The organism is Streptomyces sp. CA-249302 (assembly GCF_050936785.1).
Taxonomy (GTDB): domain Bacteria; phylum Actinomycetota; class Actinomycetes; order Streptomycetales; family Streptomycetaceae; genus Streptomyces.
Genome location: NZ_JBNJMG010000001.1, coordinates 7,751,957 through 7,771,608 on the forward strand (window position 1 = coordinate 7,751,957; position 19,652 = coordinate 7,771,608).

The window sequence follows — 19,652 nt, forward strand, 5'->3', positions numbered from 1 at the left end:
TGTGGCTAAGGGTGTGGAAACGACCTGGGGAAGCGGCGGCCGCCTACTCCTCCAGCTCCCCGTTGCCGCTGGAGAACTGGGCCAGCCGGAAGATCACGAACTCGGCCGGCTTGACCGGCGCGATGCCGATCTCGCAGACGACCCGGCCGACGTCGACCGACTCCGGCGGGTTGGTCTCCTCGTCACACTTGACGTAGTAGGCCTCTTCGGGCCGCTGGCCGAACAGGGCGCCGTTGCGCCACTCGTTGACCAGGAACGCCGAGATGTTGCGCCGGATCCGGGCCCACAGCGCGTGGTCGTTCGGCTCGAACACCACCCACTGGGTGCCGATCAGGATCGACTCCTCCAGGTAGTTGAAGTACCGGCGGATGTTGAGGTAGCGCCAGGCCGGGTCGGAGGAGAGGGTGCGCGCGCCCCAGACGCGGATACCGCGGCCCGGGAACGAGCGGATGCAGTTGACGCCGATCGGGTTGAGCAGGTCCTGCTCACCGCGGGTGATCTGGATCTCCAGGTCCACCGCACCGCGCACGACCTCGTTCGCGGGCGCCTTGTGCACACCGCGCTCGGAGTCGTTGCGGGCCCAGATGCCGGCCACGTGACCGCTCGGCGGAATCAGCCGGGACTGGCCGACGGCCGGGTCGAAGGTCTTGATCCACGGGTAGTACAGGGCCGCGTACTTGGAGTCGTAGCCGGCCGTCTCCTGTCGCCAGACCCGGATCTGACGGGCATTCAGGCCGGGCGGCGGGTCGATGACCGCGACGCGGTCGCCCATCAGCTCGCAGTGCGCGATCAGGCCGAGCTGGACGGCCTTGACGTTCTCCAGGTCGATCGCGCCGCGCTGGTAGGCGGCCATCAGGTCGGGCACCGCGACCATGGAGATCTCGTCCACGGCCTCCAGGCCGCCGAAACCGGTGCGGTCGGCGGAGTCGCCGAGGTACTGGGCCGGGCCCGGGTGCGAGTCGTCGCCCGCGCCCGCCTTGGCCGGGACCGCGGGGGCGGCCGGGGCGGCCAGGGCCACCGTCTGGTTGTCGGGGCGGGCGAGCTGCGCGGCCGGTGCGGCCTCGGCCACGGTGATGAGCCTGGAGCGCTCCTTCACCTGCGTGACCACGTAGTTGCGGCCGCCCTTCTTGGCGGTCACGTCGAAGTTCTCGACGGCCTTGTCGCCGTCCTTGACGATCAGCCTGAACCGCTCGGCGGGGCCGTCGCCCTCCGGGTCGGCGACCTCGACGCTCAGCGAGCCGTTGCCGCCGGAGGCGATGGCCGTCACGGTGAACGTGCCGAGCTGGGACGGCTCGCCCGCGGGCAGGGCCTTGGCGCTGGAACCGGTGACGGCGGCGGGGCCCGAGCCGTTGACCGGGGCGCCCTCCGCGGCACCGCCGACCCGGACGACGTAGGCCGCCGAGCCGCCGTTCTGGAAGAAGCCGTAGACGGAGTGCGCGAGGTAGTACCCGTCGGTGAACTCACCGAAGGACGCCACGTACTGGGTCCAGTTGGTCACCAGCGTCGGCTCGTTCAGCGGGCCGGTGGGGGCGAGCCCCACGAAGGCGGCGACCGACGTGCCCACCCCCTCGATGGGACGCGAGCCGCTGGCCACCTCCTCGACGTAGACGCCGGGCGACAGGTAGGACGGCATGCTCTGCTCTCCTCCGGGGTACGAGACAGGAACTCCCCCAGCCTCACGCGCGCGCAGTGGGAGCGGGAACGTCCCGCGGTGCCGGACCGGGGGCAACTTCCTTGCCCGCAAGGGCAGTCCGGCCGGTCCCGCCCCGTGGACCTGCCCCACTGTCTGCCCTTCCGGTCCTTCCGTCGGGCGGGCCGGCCCGGTAACGCTGGAGAGTCCGCCGTTGCATGGAATCGAGGGGAGCGCTGTGCGCACACAGGAGACTCGGGGCCGCGAGGACGCCGCACGGGGCGGGGCCCGCCCTGCCCCGTCGCCGGGCACGACCGCGCAGCGCCTCATCGACCTCCAGCGTCTGGCGGGCAACGCCGCGGTGTCCCGGGCGGTGACCGAGGAGCGGCACGAGCACGACGCGGGGTGCGGGCATACGCCGTCGGTTCAGCGGCAGGCGCTGGTGCACCAGGTGCTGCGGTCCCCCGGGCAGAGCATGGACCCGACGATCCAGCGCGAGATGGAAGCCCGGTTCGGCGGCGCCGACTTCGGTCATGTGCGGGTGCACACGGGTTCGCTGGCCCGGGAGTCGGCGGCCGAGCTGCGCGCGAAGGCGTACACCTCGGGCAGCAACGTGGTGGTCGGCGGCAACATGACCAAGGAGGACTGGGCGCACGAACTGACCCATGTCGAGGACCAGATGGCGGGCTCCGTGCCCGGCACCGACACCGGATTCGGCGTGCGCATGTCCGACGAGGGCGACGCGGGCGAGCAGCACGCGGTGCGGAAGGCCCGGCAGGTGATGAGCGGACCGGTGCCCGTGCAGCCGATCCGCGAGCCCGGGGCGGAGAGCACGACCAGGCCCGCGAGCGGGCCCGCCGCGCCCATGATCCAGCGGACCGTGTGGGAGTTCCTGCCCGGCTCCAGCTTCCAGGACCCGGTCAACGGCACCCAGACCCGCTGGCGGGACGAGGCCAACGCCGCCAACGTCCAGACCTCCGGCCAGATCGGCATCCCCGCCGGTGTGACCCCGCAGGCCGGCGACAAGTACGACGACGTGACCGGGCGGCACCACGGCAGCGGCAACGTCACGTTCTCCAAGAAGGGCACCATTCCCGACCGCGACTACCCGGCGACGGAGTCCCGGACCCGCCGGGCGGTCGTCGAGGCCAAGCAGAAGATCGCGGCCGTCCTGGACATGCTGGGCGCGGCGGGCAACCACCCCGGCGGTGCGCTGCTCGCCGGACTCCAGTCGGGCTTCCCCGCCTTCCGCACCGCCACTCCCCAGCAGATCGCGGCCTTCCTGCCCCGGATCACCGAGGTCGTCGGCCGGATCCAGGCCGGGCTGAACTCGGCGGGCGCGGAGATCGCCATCGTCGGCACGGGCACCGGTACCCCGGCCGACGTCGCCGGCTGGGTCGCCCCCACCGCACGCGACATCAGCAACCGCGTGTTCAACCCGAACCAGCAGAAGAGCGAGGACCTCCCCGGCACGGACGCCCGCTCCGGCCCGATCAACCTGACGGCGATCGGCCAGAACGCCTGGTACGTCATCCACGAGGCCACGCACCGCTTCGCCGGCACCCTGGACTACCAGTACAGCCCGTATCCCCAGGAGTTGGAGGAGGAGAACTACGAGACGCAGCTCGCCGGGATCATGCCGGACCAGGCGGCGGCCCGGGACGCGGCGATGCTGGGCAAGCGCGCAGTCCGCGACCCCGGCGGCTACACGGGCAAGGACGAGCCCTCCCCGGCCAAGCAGCCCAACTGGTACGCCATGGGACAGCGCGCGCTGATGAACGCCGACTCCTACGCGCAGTTCATCCTGACCGCCACCGGAACACCGGCGCCGCGCACCTGACACGGACCGGTGGGCCGCCCCAAGTCCGGCCGCTCGCAAGCGGGTTGAGGGTCGGCCGGACTGCCCACAAGGGCAACACCCGCGGTCCTTCTGCCCCGAAGTCTGCCCACCGGTCCGCTGTGCCCGGACCGCACCCCGACTAGCGTCGCAGCGTGAGCCTGTGGACTTCTCTGGAACCGGCCTCCGTGACGGTGGATCCGGGTGGCAGTACGGCGGTGCGGCTGCGGTTGCGCAACACCGGTGACGTGGTGGACGAGTACCGTTTCGAGCCGGTGGGGCCGATCGCCCCCTGGACGACGGTCGAGCCGCCCTCGCTGCGCCTGTATCCGGGTACGACGGGCACGGTGGAGCTGACCTTCGCCCCGCCGCGCACGTCCGACGCGACGGCCGGTCCGAACCCGTATGCGGTGCGGATCACTCCGACGGAGCATCCGGAGGCGACGACGGTTCCCGAGGGGAATCTGACGATCACTCCGTTCACGGAGGTGCGGGCGGAGTTGGTGCCGCCGGTGGTGAAGGGGCGTTTCCGGGGCCGGCCCAAGCTCGCCGTGGACAATCTCGGCAATACCAAGCTCACCGCCTCGGTCAGCGGCAATGACAACGGCGACCAGCTGTCGTACGAGATCTTCCCGAGCAACGTCCAGATCGAGCCGGGCCGCGCAGCCTTCGTCAAGACGACGCTGAAGCCGCGCCGGATCATCTGGTTCGGGTCGAAGGAGCAGCGGCCGTACACGCTGAGCGTGCTGCGTTCGGGGGTCAATCCCCTTCCGGTGGAGGGGACTTACGTCCAGAGGGGCTTTCTGCCTCGCTGGCTGGCCACCTTCTTCGGGGTGCTGCTGGCCCTGACGATCACCTTCGTGATGCTGTGGATCGCCTACAAGCCCTCCGTGACCAGCGGCGCCAACCCGAAGGCCGCGGAGGCCGGGGCCACCCTCGCGCCCAGTCCCTCGGCGAGTCCCGCGCCGGTCATGCCGGCCGCCCCCGCGACGACCAGCGCACCGCCGGCCGCCGACTCCGGCGCCGCGGCCGGTGCCGGCGGGTCGGGGGGAGGCGGCGGTGGCGCAGAGGCCACCGTGACGGCCAAGCCCAAGGCGGACACCGCGGCGACCGCCGTCAACCGCCTGGCCAAGAGTGACCCCGGCGGACGGCACGTCTGCTATCGCGCGTTCGTCTTCGGCGTGGGCTGGCAGAAGCCGGTCTGCGACGGCACCATCGCCGGCACGGTCGGACAGGGCAGGCAGATCACCGCTCTCAACATCGCGGTCTACGGCGTCCAGGGCTCCGCCGGCAACGCCATGGTGCACAACCCCACCTCGACCAACGGCCAGGGCGCGTGGCTGCCGAAGTGGACGGCCATCATCGCGGACGGCAAGAACAACTACATCGGCAGTTCGAAGAGCGACGCCCCCTACCTGGTGACCTTCGTCTGGAACGTCGGCTCCGGTCAGCTCTGCAACACCGTCAAACAGGTCGAACAGGACTGGAGCAACCTGTCGTGCAACGGAGCCCGCGGCGACCTCAACACCGCCGGCAACTTCGACAACAACCACTGGATCGAAGCCATCAAGCTGACGGTGTGACGCCATGACTCTGTGGACTTCTCTGGAACCGGCCTCCGTGACGGTGGATCCGGGTGGCAGTACGGCGGTGCGGCTGCGGTTGCGCAACACCGGTGACGTGGTGGACGAGTACCGTTTCGAGCCGGTGGGGCCGATCGCCCCCTGGACGACGGTCGAGCCGCCCTCGCTCCGTCTCTATCCCGGCACCACAGGCGTGGTGGAGCTGACCTTCGCGCCACCGCGGACGCCGGATGCGACGGCCGGTCCGAATCCGTACGCGGTGCGGATCACGCCGACCGAGCACCCGGAGGCGACGACCGTCCCCGAGGGCAACGTGACCATCATGTCGTTCACGGAGGTGCGGGCGGAGTTGGTGCCGCCGGTGGTGAAGGGGCGTTTCCGGGGCCGGCCCAAACTCGCCGTCGACAATCTCGGCAATACCAAGCTCACCGCCTCGGTCAGCGGCAATGACAACGGCGACCAGCTGTCGTACGAGATCTTCCCGAGCAACGTCCAGATCGAGCCGGGCCGCGCGGCCTTCGTCAACACCAAGCTCAAGCCCCGCCGCATCATCTGGTTCGGGTCGAAGGAGCAGCACCCCTTCGCGCTGAACGTGCTGCGTTCCGGCGTCAACCCCCTTCCGGTGGAGGGGACTTATGTCCAGAAGGGGTTCCTGCCTCGCTGGCTGGCCACCTTCTTCGGGGTGCTGCTGGCCCTGACGATCACCTTCGTGATGCTGTGGATCGCCTACAAGCCCTCCGTGACCAGCGGCGCCAACCCGAAGCAGGTCGAGGCGGGCAACACGCTGGCCGCGGCCCCGACGCCCTCCCTGGCCGCCCCCGTCGTGCCGAAGGAGTCCACTCCGGTGGAGACCGGCGGTGGGCAGACCCAGCAGTCCGACGGGTCGGGCGGCTCGGGGACCTCGGGCGGCTCCGGGTCCACGTCCGGCGGCACCAAGAAGAGCGGCGGCACGAAGGCCACGCCCAAGAAGAGCGCCACGCCCGCTCCCGGCCAGCTCATCATCGGGACCGGGTCGAACCGCTGCATCGACGTCACCGACGCGCAGAAGGGCGTGGGCAAGGACGGCACCCAGCTACAGATCTGGGACTGTGCCGGATCGGCCAACCAGAAGTGGGACTTCCGCGGCGACGGCACCGTGCGCTCGCTCGGCATGTGCATGGACGTGGCCTGGGGCTCCTCGGACGACGGCGCGCACATCCAGCTCGCCAGGTGCAGCGGCAACCCGGCCCAGCAGTTCGTTCTCAGTCAGGCCGGCGACCTGGTGAACCCGCAGGCGAACAAGTGCGTGGACGTCAAGGACAACGGTACGGCCAACGGCACCAAGCTCCAGTTGTGGACCTGCGCCGGCACCCCCAACCAGAAGTGGCGGGTGGAGGACTGAGCGGAGCGGGTACCGGGTGCGGGCCCCTGCTACCAGGCGCCCTCGCCCGGCACCAGCCGCCCCGCCTTGCGGTACTCGCGGCGGGCGCCCTCCAGCAGGTCGGCCCCGGTGACCAGGTCGCCCCGGCCGGCGGCGAGATACGCGGCGGTCACCACGGCGCTGCGGATGGAGCCGCCGGCCAGCTCGAAGTCGGCGGCCACCGAACCGGGTTGGATGCCCTCGGCGCACGGCACATGGGACAGACTGTGCCGCCACAGCGCCAGCCGCTGCTCGCGGTCCGGGAACGGGAAGTCGACCACCAGGTCCAGGCGCCGGGTGAACGCCTCGTCGATGTTGGCGCGCAGGTTGGTGGTGAGCACCGCGATGCCGTCGAAGGACTCCAGCCGCTGGAGCAGGTAGGCGCTCTCCATGTTGGCGTACTTGTCGTGCGCGTCCTTCACCTCGGACCGCTTGCCGAACACCGCGTCGGCCTCGTCGAAGAGGAGCACGGCGTCGGTCCGGTCGGCCTCGGTGAAGATGCGCTCCAGGTTCTTCTCGGTCTCGCCGACGTACTTGTCGACCACCGAGGACAGCTGAACCACATAGAGTTCCAGGCCCAGTTCGGCCGCCACGACCTCCGCGCTCAGCGTCTTGCCGGTGCCGGACTCGCCCGCGAACAGACCGAGCACACCCCGGCCCCGGCCGCCGCCCGCACTCAGTCGCCAGTCCCCGAGCACCCGGTCCCGATGGCGGGCGCGCAGGGCGAGTTCATGCAGCTGGGCGAGGGGCCGTTCGGGCAGCACGAGGTCCTGCCAGTCGACGGCCGGCCGGATCCGGCGGGCATGCTGTTCGAGCCCGGAGGCGGACTGCTGACGGGCGGCGAGGCGCAGATGGGCCGCGGAGAGCGGGGTCCCGTCGAAGCGGGCCAGACTCCGGGCCGCGTGCGCGGCGCGCGCGATCCGGTCGCCCGGGAGGTGGTACGGCGCGACGGTGGCGGCCAGATCGAAGTCCGGCTCTTCGCCCAGCGCGGCCGACCAGACGGCCGGCGCACCCGCGTGCTGCACGGGCACGTCCAGCGAGAGGGGGTCCCGGTCGCACCACTGGGGGTCGTACGGACGGGGCCCGGCGATCAGCACCGGGACATCCGAGGCGGCGGCCAACTCCCGCACCAGGCCCGCCGGTTGCTCGGGCAGCCCGGCGACCACCACCGCCAGACCGGCCAGCCTGGCCTCCCGCAGCAGCTCCGGAACTCGGTCCTCGGGCCCGGAGAAGCGCAGTGCCGGGACACCCGCCCGCTCCAGCGCCGCGGCGGCACAGACGAGCCCGTCACCCTCCCGGCGTTCCCGGAGATAGACGTTGAGCGGGGGACCGGCGGTCAGCCGGGCGGCCAGCCGCTCCACGAACTCACCGAACTCGCCGTCCGCGAACGGCTCCTGACCGTCGTGGGACCGCGGGGGCGCGGTCAGCCGGTGGAGGTGCCCGGTGAGCGTCGCGTCGGGGGTGTCGTCGCCGAGGAGGTGGGCCACCAGCCGGTCGGGGACGCGCAACGAGCGGCTGAGGAAGGGGCGTTCGGGTTCCTCCACGGTGAGCAGCCCGAGCGCGGACAGCGGGGCCGTGGCATGCAGCCGGGCCCGGGCGGCCGGCGAGTGGACCGGGACGCCGAGCAGGTCGAGGGCGAGCGAGACGGTGGCCCGACGCCGGCTGACGTCGTCGTTGAGGTAGCCGTACAGCGGCTCGAAGGTGCGGTCCAGGTCGGGTGCGAGCGCGATGAGCAGCAGCGCCCCGTCGAGCTCGGTCAGCCCGAGCCGCGCGGACAGGTCCGCCAGCCGGTCGTACGGCTGCTCGGCGGCGGGGAGGCCGAGCACTACCGGTTCCACCGGGCGCAGCAGATGCCGTACCGCCTCCTCGGACAGATACAGCCCGCGCAGCGGATCGCCGGCCGTGGGGTCGTCGACGGAGCGGTGCTCGACCAGCACCGCCACGCGGTCCCGCAGGGCGTGCAGCCGGGCCACGAGCGTGGCGGCCGGGTCGGCGTCGGTCGGCGCGTAGGTCGGGGTCCGCGTGGTCACGTCCCCGAACCCGTCCCCCGGCCGCCGCGGGCGGCGCCGCGGGCGGCGCCGCGGGCCTGCCGGGCCGCCGCCACCTGCGTCGGCCGGTGGGCGCGTTCCTCGGTGACCGGCGGGCCGTCGACGGTGCGGACGCGGACCGCGGCGCCCTCGGTGACCGGCGGGCCGGCGTCGTACTCGGGGTAGGCCGGGAAGGGTGCGGTGACCACCAGGTCGAGGGACGGCTTGAGTTCACCGCCGAGAGCGGACCAGATCTCCGCGAGGGAACGCGACTCCGTCTGGATGCCGGCCACCGACAGCGGCACCGACATGCCCAACGCGCCAAGCGAGCCGGGGAGTTCCGAGGGGGCGAGCACCTCGCGCGGGATCAGGGTGGCCAGCACGGCGGACAGCAGCCGGTGTTCGTCCTGCGGCTGCTTCGTCCACGCCGTCACCAGGTACGACAGCCGGAACCAGCGCGGCGGCTGGCGGCGCTTGATCACCACCTCCCGCTCGTCGTACACCGGGACCTGGCCCCGCTGGCGGCGGTGGACGTCCTCGCGGATGTCGTACAAGTAGGCGTTGATGGTGGGGGAGTTGCGCCGGGCCGCCCAGTCCCGGGTCGGCGCGTCCAGGGCGACGTCGATGCCGGAACCCGCCAGCGCACCACCGCCGAGCAGGTCCTTGAGTACCTCGTCCACTTCGTGGATCACCGTCGTGCTCCCGCCCTGCGGTACCCGCACCGCATGAAACCTGCCGCCGTACCCGATCCTGCCCCGCACCCGGGCCGTCCGCGCAGGCGCGCAGGGGACGGCGAAGAGGCACGTCCGGTGCCCCAGGGGGCGATGCGGGCTGCCCGTTCGATCAGATGTAACCTTCCCGAAGGGCATATGCGACCGCGTGCGCCCGGTTGCGCAGGTGCAGTCGGGTGGTCAGCCCATGGATCACGTTCTTGACCGTGCGTTCGGAGTAGGACAGCTTGCCGGCGATCTCTCCGGTGTCGAGACCCTCGGCGACCAGGAGCAGGACATCCACCTCACGCGGGGCCAGCCCCGAGGAGGGGCCGCCCGGACGGCCGGCGGCACTGCGGTGCAGCGAACCCACCTGGCTGATCAGCCGGCCCAGCAGATCGGACGGCAGATCGCCGTCACCGCGCGCGGCGGCCAGCACGGCCTGCACCATCCGGGTCGCGGTGGCCTCGTGGCGCCAGACGATGGCGCCGACCCCGCACTCGATGACGTCGAGCAGTTCGCTCTCCCGCAGCGTGCTCACGACCAGCACCGCCCGGGCACCCTCGCTGCGCACCAGCCGGCGCAGCCGGGTCAGGGCGGTCTCGTCCAGGACGTCCTCGACGAGCAGCGCGACCGTGCCGGGGCCGGAGGCGCTCTCCTCCCGGAGCTCGATCTCCGGGTACCGGCGCAGCTGGCTGGTCGCGCCCTCGCGCAGGATCGGATCGGGGGCGTGCACCGCCACGGGTATCCGCTCCGGCGCGTCGGCTGTACCGGGGCGTGTGTTCCGCGATGAGGTGAGCAAGCTTTTCCCCCGTGTCAACGTGTATGCCACCTCAGCGGGGTCGGTGGCAGGTGTGCGGTGTTCACACTCGTGTGGCGGGTGGGGCCACAGCAATCGTGGAGCACCACGAGCAGCACCACGAGATCGGCCGGGCTGCTGCCACGACGGCGTCGGCCCGTCCGGTTCCCGCCCGGCGGGATCCGGTCGCCGTGGCACGTGTCACACCGCCCCGGGGCGTCCGGGGACCGTTGTTGGTAGTGGAACACGTCACGTCCGAGCAAGGTCCGAGCAAGGAGGCGGGAATGTCCGAGGCGACGCCCGAGCGCCCGCGTGAACACCGGGAAGCCACCGCACTGTTGGCGGACGCCGCCGCCCGCGCCCGGGCCGGCACGGGCAGGGTCGTGCTGCTGCGCGGAGCCACCGGCACCGGCCGGACCACGGTCCTGGAGGCCGCCGCCGAGTCCGCCGTCGCGCACGGCATGCGGGTGCTGCGGGCTCGCTGTGCGCCGGGCGACGCCACGGTGCCCTTCGCCGCCGCGCTCCAACTCCTGGGCCCCTTAAGGGAATTAGAACCGCCCGACGCGGCGGCCGGCGAGCGGGAGCGGGCCGAACTGCTGCGCCGGGCGCTGCGTACGTACGCGGACGAGTCCCCGCTGCTGCTCGCCGTGGACGACGTCCACCTCGCCGACGCACCCTCCTACCGCTGGCTGGTGGAGACGGCCCGGCACGCGGACCTGTCGGCCATGCCGATCCTGCTGGCCGTCACCGAGCGCAGCCAGTACGACATCGACCCGCCCGCACCCGGCTTCAGCCACACCCTCTCGCCCGCCCTCGTCCGCACCCACACCCTCGCCCCGCTCACCCTGGAGTCGGCGGCCGAGCTGGTGCGCGGCGAATTCCCGGGAGCCCCCGACCCCTGGGTCGACAACTGCGTACGCGCGGGCGCGGGCAGCCCGCTGCTCCTGCGCGCCCTCCTGAACGACTTCGGCGCCTCCAGCCGCCCCCCGGCCGTACCGGAGACGTCGGCCGCGCTGTACCCGGGCCAGTACCCGGCGGCCGTCCGCTGGTGGCTGGACAGCGCGGGCCCCGGCACGACCGAACTGGCCCGCGCCCTCGCGGCACTTGACGAGGGATGGGACTCCGAGACGAACGGCCGGCGGGACCCGGCGACTTCCGGCACCCCGTGGGGCGGCTCACCGAGGCGACATCCTGTCGCCCCTGTCGCCCCTGCCGCCCCCGCGGCCCCTGAGCCAGGATGCGACGGAAGGGTACCGGGGCAGACCCGCCGCTTCCTTGAGGGACCGGACGGCGCGTGGGACCCGCACTCCGCGGCGGACGCCCGCCGTTCCCTCAACGGTGCCGCCGGCCTGGTCCGGGGGCGTGGGGCCGGGCGTCCGGTCGAGGAACTCGGGGGGCTGCTGGCCGAGTTGGCCGGGGCCGATCCGGCGCGGGTGGTGGGGTGGCTCACCGCCATGACCGGGCTCGGGCTGTTGCGGCCCGACGCGGGTGGGCGGCCTCGCTATGCCCATCCCCTGTTGCGGGACGCGGTGTTGACCGGTGTGCCCGTGGCCCGGCGGCGGGCCGCGCACCGGGCCGCCGCGGAGGCGATGCTGCGCCGCGGCGCCGCCACCGAGACGATCGCCCGGCAGCTGCTGCTGTCCGACCCGGCACACACCCCGTGGACGTCCTCGCTGCTCCAGGAAGCCGCCGCCCTCGCCCTGCGCGACGGCCGCCCCGACGACGCCGTCGCCTATCTGCGCCGCACCCTCGACGAGCCCCTGGCCGACGGGCGCCGGCAGCGGCTGCTGACCGAGCTGGGCTCGCTGGAGGTCGCGGGCCGCAGGTCCTCGGCCGGCATCCCCCGGCTCACCGAGGCGCTGCGGATGCCGGGCACCCCGCAGGACCGGGTGCGTGCGGCGCTGGCCCTGAGCACCGCGCTCGCCGGGCACGGCCGGCCCCGCGCGGCGGTCGAGGTGCTGCGCGGGGTGGACGAGCAGCTCACCGACCGCCCCGACCTCGCCGCCACCCTCCGCTCCGCCTCCGCCCTCCTGGCCGACCAGGACCAGACGGTGCGCCGTGAGGTGTACCGCTGGCTCTCCGACACGGCCGAACACGATCCGGAACTCGTCGGCCCGGCCACCTGCGCGCTGCTCGTGCGCCACGCCGCCACCGCCGGGCTGATCTCGGCAAAGGACGCGATGCAGCGGGTGCGCGCGCTGCTCGCCTCGCCCTCCGACCCGCTGACCGAGCCGTTCCTCGTGGGTACGGCCGCCGCGGTGGCCCAGTGGGCCGACGAACTGGACGAGGCGGAACGGCTGGTGGAGCGCGGCCTGGCCGGCCAGCGCCCCGGCCTGCTGCACCCCATGCACCAGGCCCTGCTCAACACCCGCGCCGACATCGCGGCGGCCCGCGGTGAGTTGGGCAGGCTCCCGGCCGAACCGCCCCTGCTGCCCGACGCCGGCCCCTCCAACGAGCACGCGCACACCCTGATCGCCCTCGTGGAGACGGGCCGTACGACCGAGGCCCGACGCCTCGCCGAGGGCTTCGACCTGCGAGAGGCGCCCGACTCCTGGGAGTTGAACCGGTTCCTGTACGCACGGGGGGTACAGCGAGCCGCGGCGGGCGACCCGGCGGGCGCGCTGCACGACTTCCTGGAGTGCGGGCGCCGCCAGTCGGCCCGCGAGGTGTTCAGCCCGGTCGTCACCCCGTGGCGCTCGTCCGCCGCCGAGTGCCGGCTCGCCCTCGGCGACCCGATGGCGGCGCTCGCGCTGGCCGAGGAGGAGCTGCGGCTGGCCCGCGAGTGGGGCACGCCCCGCGTCGTGGGCCGAGCCCTGCGCGTGCTCGGCACGGTGACCGGCGGGCGCCGGGGTCTGGAGCTGGCCGAGGAGGCCGTACGACTGCTTCGGGGCGCGCCGGCCGCCACGGAGCCGGAGTTGGCGGCGGCGCTGATCGCACAGGGCCGCCAGCTGATCGCCGCGGGGGAGCGGGCGCGGGCCCGGGAGTGTCTGCGCGAGGCCGCCGAACGGGCCGAACGGCTGGGCGTGCTGCGTCTGCGGACGCTGGCCGAGGAGGCCCTGCGCGAGGGCGGCGCCCGCCGCACCACCGCCGTCCGCACCGGCTCGGGCTCCCTGACCGGCAGCGAACTGAGGATCGCCCAACTCGCCGCCGACGGCCGCACGAACACGGAGATAGCCGGCCTCCTCCACCTGGCCCGCCGCACCGTGGAGACCCATCTCACGGCCACCTACAAGAAGTTGGGCATACGGCGACGCGGCGAACTGCGGGAGGCACTGGCCGCGAAGTAGGGGTCTAGTTCTTCGGCGGCGGTGGTGGGGCGACCGTCGCCGTCATGCCCAAGTGGTTGTCCGGGTCCTGGAGTTGGGCGCCCGCCGACTGGAGCATCCGGCGGACCATGGGCTCCGGGAGGCGGATCACCACCGGCTGGGCCATCGTCCGCTCCCGGACCGCCTTGTCGACCCGGCCGCCGCGGACCCGGTTGGCCACCTGGGCGTCCACCCTGACGTCCAGGGTGAACTGGACCAGGACCGACTTCATCTTCGGCTTGTGCAGCGGCATCGAACCGGAGGAGTTCGCGGTGACGTCGGTCGTGCCGCCCGAGCCGCCCGCGTTGGCCATCAGCTGGTTGAGCCGGAACTCGTCGGCGTTGAGCAGCCCCGCACCGCCCAGCGGCCGTGCCGACCTGCCGCGGTCGGCGGAGCTCTGCCCGTCCGTCTGGGTGGGCCGGGGCGCGTCCAGGTGGCTCTGGCCCACCGTCTCGAAGGTCATCGTGTCGCCGACGCCCAGCACCCGCCCGTCCCGGAGCCGCGCGTGCAGCGAGGCCCGCAGGTCCTGACCCTCCGCGCCGGTGGCGTGCACCGGCGGCAGCTCCGCCCCGGCCGAGGTGAGCAGCGGCAGCGCGGCCGTCATCCACTCGGTGGAGACCGCCTCGGTCAGCGCGTACGCCGCCGACTGCCCCTTGTCGCGGAACCGGTCGCCGCCGCCCGCCTGCCGGACCGCGGAGTTCACCAACTCCCTTACCTGCGGGGCTCCTTGGAAGCCGTTGACCTGGGCCTCCATCGGCAGCCGTACACCGTTCGCCCGCCAGGCGCCGTGGTCGACCGGGCCCCCGGTGGGCAGCGGGGCCGCCGCCGCGGGGGCGGTCACCCGGGACAGCGCCTGGAGGTCCCCCTGGAGGATGCGGTGAGTGAACGACAGCCTGTCCAGCTGGGCCAGCCCCACCCGGGTGTTGCCCTTGAACAGCTCCAGACTGGCCCGGATCGGCATCCGCATCCTCGCCGACCTTGCCTTCGAGTCCGCGACCGTCTTCATGCCGAGCTGGCCACGGCTCGCGGTACCCGTGCGCCGCGAGTCACCGGACGCGTAGCCGATGCCGGCCGCGCCGCCCACGCTCTTCAACTGGCCCGCTCCGCCCTCGGGCCGGCCCGATCCGGCGAGGACGCCCTCGACGCCGGTCACCGTACCCCGGTCGTGGGAGTCGCTCTCCTGGCTCACGGCCGCGGTGATGTACTCCATGTCCCGGCCGGTCGCCTCGCCGGTGAAGGTGCCGTCACCCGTGCGGCTGACCTTGAACACCGCCCAGTACGGCGTGTTGCGGCCGTCCAGCAGCTCGACGGTGACCCCGCCGTCCATCGCGCCGGCCAGCAGCCCGGCCGAACCGTCCCGGTCCAGCACCCGCAGCAGCCGCTGCACGTTGTCGTTGCGGTCCTTGAGCTGTTGGCGCGGCAGCAGGTCCTCGGCGACACCCCGGTACCGACCCTGCGCGAGGTTCGTACGCAACTGCCCCAGCAGGGGCACGAAGTCGGGCAGGTCCTCGATCATGCCGAAGCCGAGGGCGGCACGACGGCCGAGCCGCGGCCCGGCGGGAGCGGCCGGCGCGGTGGCGGTCGAGTCGGCTGCGGCGGAGGTCGAGCCCACTGCGGCCGAGGTCGAGCCCGCCGCGGTCGCGGGAGCCTGCTGCCCGGCCGCCCGCTCCTGGGCCATCCGTGAACTCTCCGCGGGCGACTCGCCCCGCGCGCCGGACGAGGTCGCGGCCGGAGCGGCGGAGGTCGTCGCCGACTCGGGCGCGTCCAGCCCCAACTGCCGCCTGATATCGGCTGGGAGCTGCGCGTCCGTCAGCCACACGCCCGCCCCGGCCAGCAAGGTCCGCGCGCCCTTGGCGACATAGGGACCGCCGCCGGTGACCTTGACCTCCGCGACCATGTTGACCAGCACGTCGCACTGGACCAGATGCAGCCGGTCGCCCTTCTTGGTATGGGCGTTGCGCTCCACCGTGCCGGACACGGCGGAGGCCTCGGCCCGGCCCTCGCTCTTGGTGCGGTACGTCGACAGGCCCTGGCCGGTACGCCAGGTGGAGCCGGTCTCCGAGCCGGTGGCGCCGAACTGCACCGTGCTGGTGGTGCCCTGGCCGGCCTGCCCCGCGGACTGGTGGCCGCCCAGCACGAAGGTCTCGGTGCCCGGGCCGCTGCCCGAGTGCAGAAGCTGTGCGTTGGCCAGCGACAGCCGGGTGCCGACCGCACCCTTGAGGGACGCCAGGCGGCGCGGGTAGCGCAGGTTCTTCACGACCCAGCCGGCGGACCCGGCCTGCCGCAGCGCCCCCTGGATCGCCCGCTCGCCGAACCGCTCCTCGATCGACAGCCGCGGCGCGAGCCCCTCGGTCGCCAGCGCCGGGTCCTCGCGTACGCCCTTGTTGCGGGCGGCGGCCCTGGCCAGCAGCTCGAAGGCGAGCTCCCGCACGGGCGCCCCGTCGACGTGCTCCACCAGCTGCCAGTCCCGCACCAGCTCCCCGGTGGCCGCCGCAGGGGTGAGCGTGGCCAGATCGCCGATGCCCTCGGCCGCGAACTCGGGCTCGACGTTCACCGTCCGCTCCGGCCGGTCGGTCTCCTCGTCCGTGGTGAACTCCGTCGGCGTGAGCAGCCGTACGTCCTGGCTCCCCATGTTCATGTACGCCACCGTCCTGGCCTCCGGCACGTCCCGGCCGGGAGCGCCGGGGGTGAGGCTGCGGGCGAGTTTGCGGGGCCGGGAGGTCATCGTGACGTCCACGTCCAGGCGCAGGGCGGCCCCGAACGCGCTCGCGGTCTCGGAGCCGTTGGTCACGACGTCCGTGCGGCCGGTGGGGCCGGCCTGGTTGCGGCGGGTGCCCGAGCTGTGCCGCTCGTAGCGGGCCGCGCCGGTCAGGATGCCGGGGACCAGCCGTGCCTGCCCGAGCACCAGACCGCCGACCGAACGCGAACTGCTCCGCCCGCTCTGCGAGTTGCTGGTCACCCCGGAGTGGCTGCGCACGCCCCAGTCCTTGATGTCGCCCTCGTACTCGGACTTGCCCAGGTCGCCCTTGACGAGGATCTGCACGTCGTGCGAGTGCATGGCGGACTTGCGGCGCAGCCGGACCTTGATGCCGGTGGACAGCAACTGGTCCTTGTTCACCCGGAGGTTGGTCTCCGACAGGGCGGTCATCAGCTCGCGGTAGTTGCGCCGCTGGTTCTCCGCCTCCTCGTCGCTGGTGCTGACTGCGGGCTGGGTGGTGCCGAACGCGGGGAGATAGCCCGCGAGTTGGGGGTCGTAGGCGAACAGCTCGCGGACGGCCCTGACCATCGGCCCGGTGTCCAGCCTGCTGAGTACGACGCTGGATCCCTTGCCGCCGTACGGGAGATGGCGCTCGACGTCCACCTCCGCGCCGTTCTCGTCGGTCGTCTTCGGCTTCCTGACGAAGTCCTCGGCCTCCATGCCGGGCGGCAACGGCAGCCCGAGGCTCGCCGCCTCGTCGGCCCGCAGGCTGATCCACACGTTCATCGAGTGGGTGGCGACCCGCCGTTCGGGGTGCAGGATCAGCTCGGCCGAGCGCGGGCCCGTCCCCTCCGCGGTGAAGTTCACCGTGGCGAAGTAGAGCGCCTTCTCGCCCCGGACCTCCGCGCCCTGCCTGCTGGAGACGGTCTGCTCCGTCGTCGTGAAGCGGGCCTGGCGGGCGGCGGCGACCGGCATGGCGGTGCCCCGCACGACGGCCGCGTTGCCGACCGCGCCCACGCCGATCGCGGGACCCACGCCTGCCGTGACGGCCCGCCCCTTGCCCGCGCTCTCGGTGACCGAGGTCTGGGTCTGCTGGTGGGTGCGCAGCTGCGTCCTGCCGGTGCCCCAGGCAGGGGTGAGGCCGGTGATCGCGGCCCGCAGATGGTAACTCCCCGCCGTTTTACCGTCCTTGGACTGGAGGTCCTCGCCGACCACGCCGTCCCGCAGCAGCCGGGGCATGTCCTCCAGGACGGTCGCCGAGGAGGTCGCCTCGTACAGCCGGGCCAGTCCGGGCGCGCCGGGTGCGGTGAGCGAGGGGTGCAGCACGGAGCGGACCGTGTCGAAGAGACCGCCCCCGCCCGCGTGCGGTCCCGCGGTCTCGGACACGGCGAGCGGCGCCAGCGAGTCGGCGAGCGTGACACGGCCGGGTGTGGGGTCGTCCTGGGCGAACGGCGTGGGCGTGGCCGGCGCCCCGGTGCCGGCCGGGACCAGATGCTCGGTCGGCACGCGCTGGGTGAGGGTTCCGGAGGCGCGCAGCAACTCCTCGTTCTCGGTGCCGTGCTTCTTGATCCGCACGAGGTAGCGCACCTTGCGCGGCACCTCGACGGAGCCCTTGTCGCTGCGCAGCACGCGCGGTTCGGCCACGTTCCGCTGCTGGCGGGACTCCCGCGAGGACTGCCACGGCTGGACGCTGCCGGTGGCCGCGCCGCCCAGCCAGAACCCCGGCGCCACCGGCGCGAGACCGAAGGCCAGACCGCCCGCGCCCTTGCTCGACGAGGCACCGGCCGTGCTGCTGGTGGCCGCGGCGGTGTTGTGCTGGACGTCGACCTTGGTGTCCTTGCCCTCCTTGTCGTCGTCCAGACCGACCGAGGGGGCGCCGTACGGGTCCGGTACGGCCTCTTCGAGGAGCTCGTTCGGGTAGTGCACGGGGGGCCGGTCGTCGGGCGCCGGGGCGATGCTGACGGTGACGTCCCAGGAGTCCCTGCCCTTGGTCCCCTCGACGGCGAAGGCACGGCCCCGCCCGAAGAACGACTCGGGCCGGCCGGCCAGTTCGCCCGCGATGTCGGCGACGGTGCCGCCGTCGTGCCCGACGACCGAGGACACCGCGTGCCGGACGAACTCGTGCCCGGTCAGCCCGTACGTGGTGGACAGGCCGCCGGCCGTCAGGTCCATCAGGTACGACGGCAGCACCAGACCCGGGATCCGCTCGTCGGTGCCGGCCATCGGCGTGAAGCCCGGCCGTCGGCCCGGTCGCCGGGTGGTCCCCTCCTGCCCCTGCCGCAGGGCCTGCGCGGTGGCCGCGTTCCCCGCGGTGTTCTGGAAGGCGAGCAGGGCGTGTTGAGGGGCGCCGGAGGAGGACGGGGCGGCGGTGCGGGGCGCCTTGGGCGCCACCTGGGAGTCGCCGGTCCTGCCGTCCCCTGACTTCTGCTGTGTCCGCACGGCTTCAACGTAACCACCGGCGCGACCGGCGGAGGCATCCCCTGCAACTCCCGCCGCTCTTGCCGCTCTTGATCCACCGAGACGTCAACTCCGGTACACCGAACGGCCATCCAGCGCTTTGCCAATCCTTTACAACCTGTGTCCCGGCTGTCTCGTCTCTCCGCTCGATCAGTCACCCAGCCCGTCGGCCGACCACCGGCGGGCCGACGAAAGAGAGCGATTCATGCGCCGAACCGGCTTCAGTGCCCTGGCCCTCGCCTGCACGGCCGTCCTGGCGGGCGCGCTGCCCGCGTTCGCCGACGGGACGTCCACGTCCCCGAGTGCCGTCCCGAGCCAGGTCGCCACCAAGGCCCCCAGCCCCGTCCCCAGCGAAGCGCGCACCGCCACCACCGAGCCCACCCGGGTGCCGTCCGACCAGGTCTCCGTCGTCCCGAGCGGCGCGCCCGACACCGGTGTGGCGCCCACCTCTTCGGACTCCACCAGCACCGGCACGCTAGTCGGCGGGGGCGCCGCCGCGGCCCTCGTCCTGGGCGGCGGAGCCGTCTTCGTCGTACGCCGCCGGCAGGCGAACGGGGCATGAGCCACCTGCCCCGGCGCGCCCTCGCCGCGGCGGCGCTGGCCGCGCTGCTCGTCGGCTGCGGCGGCCCCGGCGCCACGACCGGGAGCTCCGCGACCGGCACCCCCGCACACCCGCCGTCGTCCGCCGCGCCGCCGGCCGCCAAGTCGGTGTCCGCGGTGGGGCGATCGACCCCGGTCCGGCTCCGGATACCGGCCATCGGGGTCGACACCCCGGTGATGGAGCTGGGCCTGGCCGGGGACGGCAGCGTGCAGGTGCCGCCGATCGAGGCGCACGACCGGGCGGGCTGGTACGAGCACTCCCCGACGCCGGGCCGGACCGGACCGTCGGTGATCCTCGGCCATGTCACGGTCGGCGCCTACGGGGACGGAGTCTTCCGGCACCTGGGCGAGCTGCACCGGGGCGGGAAGATCGACGTACGCCTGAAGAACGGCACCACTGCGGAGTTCACCGTGACCGACGTACGCACGGTGGCCAAGGCCGACTTCCCGTCGGACGAGGTCTACGGCAACGTGGACCGGCCGGAGCTGCGGCTCATCACCTGCGGCGGCAAACGCACCGGTGACGGCTACCTCGACAACGTGATCGTCTTCGCGGTGCTGAGCTCCGCCACTCCCTGACCCGGCCGCTCGGAATCCGGGCCGACGG

11 protein-coding genes are annotated in these 19,652 nt (G+C 73.2%); 6 read left to right on the forward strand and 5 right to left on the reverse strand.

Features of this window, described 5'->3' with window-relative positions; translation table 11 throughout:
- Positions 1-43: 43 nt before the first annotated feature.
- A complete protein-coding gene (locus ACQEWB_RS35320) occupies positions 44-1,633 on the reverse strand; it encodes a phage tail sheath family protein (protein WP_432838330.1) in 1,590 nt (529 codons plus the stop codon).
- 235 nt (positions 1,634-1,868) lie between these two features.
- Between ACQEWB_RS35320 and ACQEWB_RS35325 the strand changes: the two genes are divergently transcribed.
- The 3 genes from ACQEWB_RS35325 to ACQEWB_RS35335 all read left to right on the forward strand — a co-directional run bounded on the left by ACQEWB_RS35325 (position 1,869) and on the right by ACQEWB_RS35335 (position 6,431).
- Entirely contained in the window at positions 1,869-3,470 is a 1,602-nt protein-coding gene (locus ACQEWB_RS35325; protein WP_432838332.1) for an eCIS core domain-containing protein, read from the forward strand.
- Positions 3,471-3,622: 152 nt separating this feature from the next.
- Complete coding sequence (locus ACQEWB_RS35330) at positions 3,623-5,050, forward strand: hydrolase (RefSeq protein ID WP_432838334.1); 1,428 nt, start codon at positions 3,623-3,625, stop codon at positions 5,048-5,050.
- A 4-nt stretch (positions 5,051-5,054) separates the two neighbouring features.
- Positions 5,055-6,431 carry a ricin-type beta-trefoil lectin domain protein gene (locus ACQEWB_RS35335; protein ID WP_432838336.1) on the forward strand — a complete coding sequence of 459 codons (1,377 nt, stop codon included), beginning with the start codon at positions 5,055-5,057 and terminating at the stop codon, positions 6,429-6,431.
- Positions 6,432-6,460: 29 nt separating this feature from the next.
- Here ACQEWB_RS35335 and ACQEWB_RS35340 read toward each other — a convergent pair whose 3' ends face one another.
- The 3 genes from ACQEWB_RS35340 to ACQEWB_RS35350 all read right to left on the reverse strand — a co-directional run bounded on the left by ACQEWB_RS35340 (position 6,461) and on the right by ACQEWB_RS35350 (position 9,988).
- A complete protein-coding gene (locus ACQEWB_RS35340) occupies positions 6,461-8,479 on the reverse strand; it encodes an ATP-binding protein (protein ID WP_432838338.1) in 2,019 nt (672 codons plus the stop codon).
- The gene (locus ACQEWB_RS35345; protein WP_432838340.1) at positions 8,476-9,168 is read right to left on the reverse strand and encodes a DUF4255 domain-containing protein; all 693 of its coding nucleotides are present in this window, start codon (positions 9,166-9,168) and stop codon (positions 8,476-8,478) included. Before ACQEWB_RS35345 ends, ACQEWB_RS35340 begins: the two co-directional genes overlap by 4 nt.
- 151 nt (positions 9,169-9,319) lie before the next feature.
- Positions 9,320-9,988 (reverse strand): helix-turn-helix transcriptional regulator, encoded by a 669-nt coding sequence (locus ACQEWB_RS35350; protein ID WP_432838342.1) that lies wholly within the window; start codon positions 9,986-9,988, stop codon positions 9,320-9,322.
- 281 nt (positions 9,989-10,269) lie between these two features.
- Here ACQEWB_RS35350 and ACQEWB_RS35355 point away from each other — a divergent pair, with 281 nt between their 5' ends.
- Positions 10,270-13,272 (forward strand): AAA family ATPase, encoded by a 3,003-nt coding sequence (locus ACQEWB_RS35355; protein WP_432838344.1) that lies wholly within the window; start codon positions 10,270-10,272, stop codon positions 13,270-13,272.
- Between the two features lie 4 nt (positions 13,273-13,276).
- On the opposite strand, the gene ACQEWB_RS35360 is transcribed toward ACQEWB_RS35355, so the two are convergent.
- Positions 13,277-18,427, reverse strand: a complete 5,151-nt coding sequence (locus ACQEWB_RS35360; protein ID WP_432838346.1) for a hypothetical protein — start codon at positions 18,425-18,427, stop codon at positions 13,277-13,279.
- 223 nt (positions 18,428-18,650) lie between these two features.
- Between ACQEWB_RS35360 and ACQEWB_RS35365 the strand changes: the two genes are divergently transcribed.
- Positions 18,651-19,007 carry a sortase-dependent protein gene (locus ACQEWB_RS35365; RefSeq protein WP_432838348.1) on the forward strand — a complete coding sequence of 119 codons (357 nt, stop codon included), beginning with the start codon at positions 18,651-18,653 and terminating at the stop codon, positions 19,005-19,007.
- On the forward strand, positions 19,004-19,624 hold the full coding sequence (locus ACQEWB_RS35370; protein WP_432838349.1) for a class F sortase: 621 nt from the start codon (positions 19,004-19,006) through the stop codon (positions 19,622-19,624). The genes ACQEWB_RS35365 and ACQEWB_RS35370 overlap by 4 nt, the downstream gene beginning before the upstream one ends.
- The last annotated feature ends 28 nt before the right edge of the window (positions 19,625-19,652 follow it).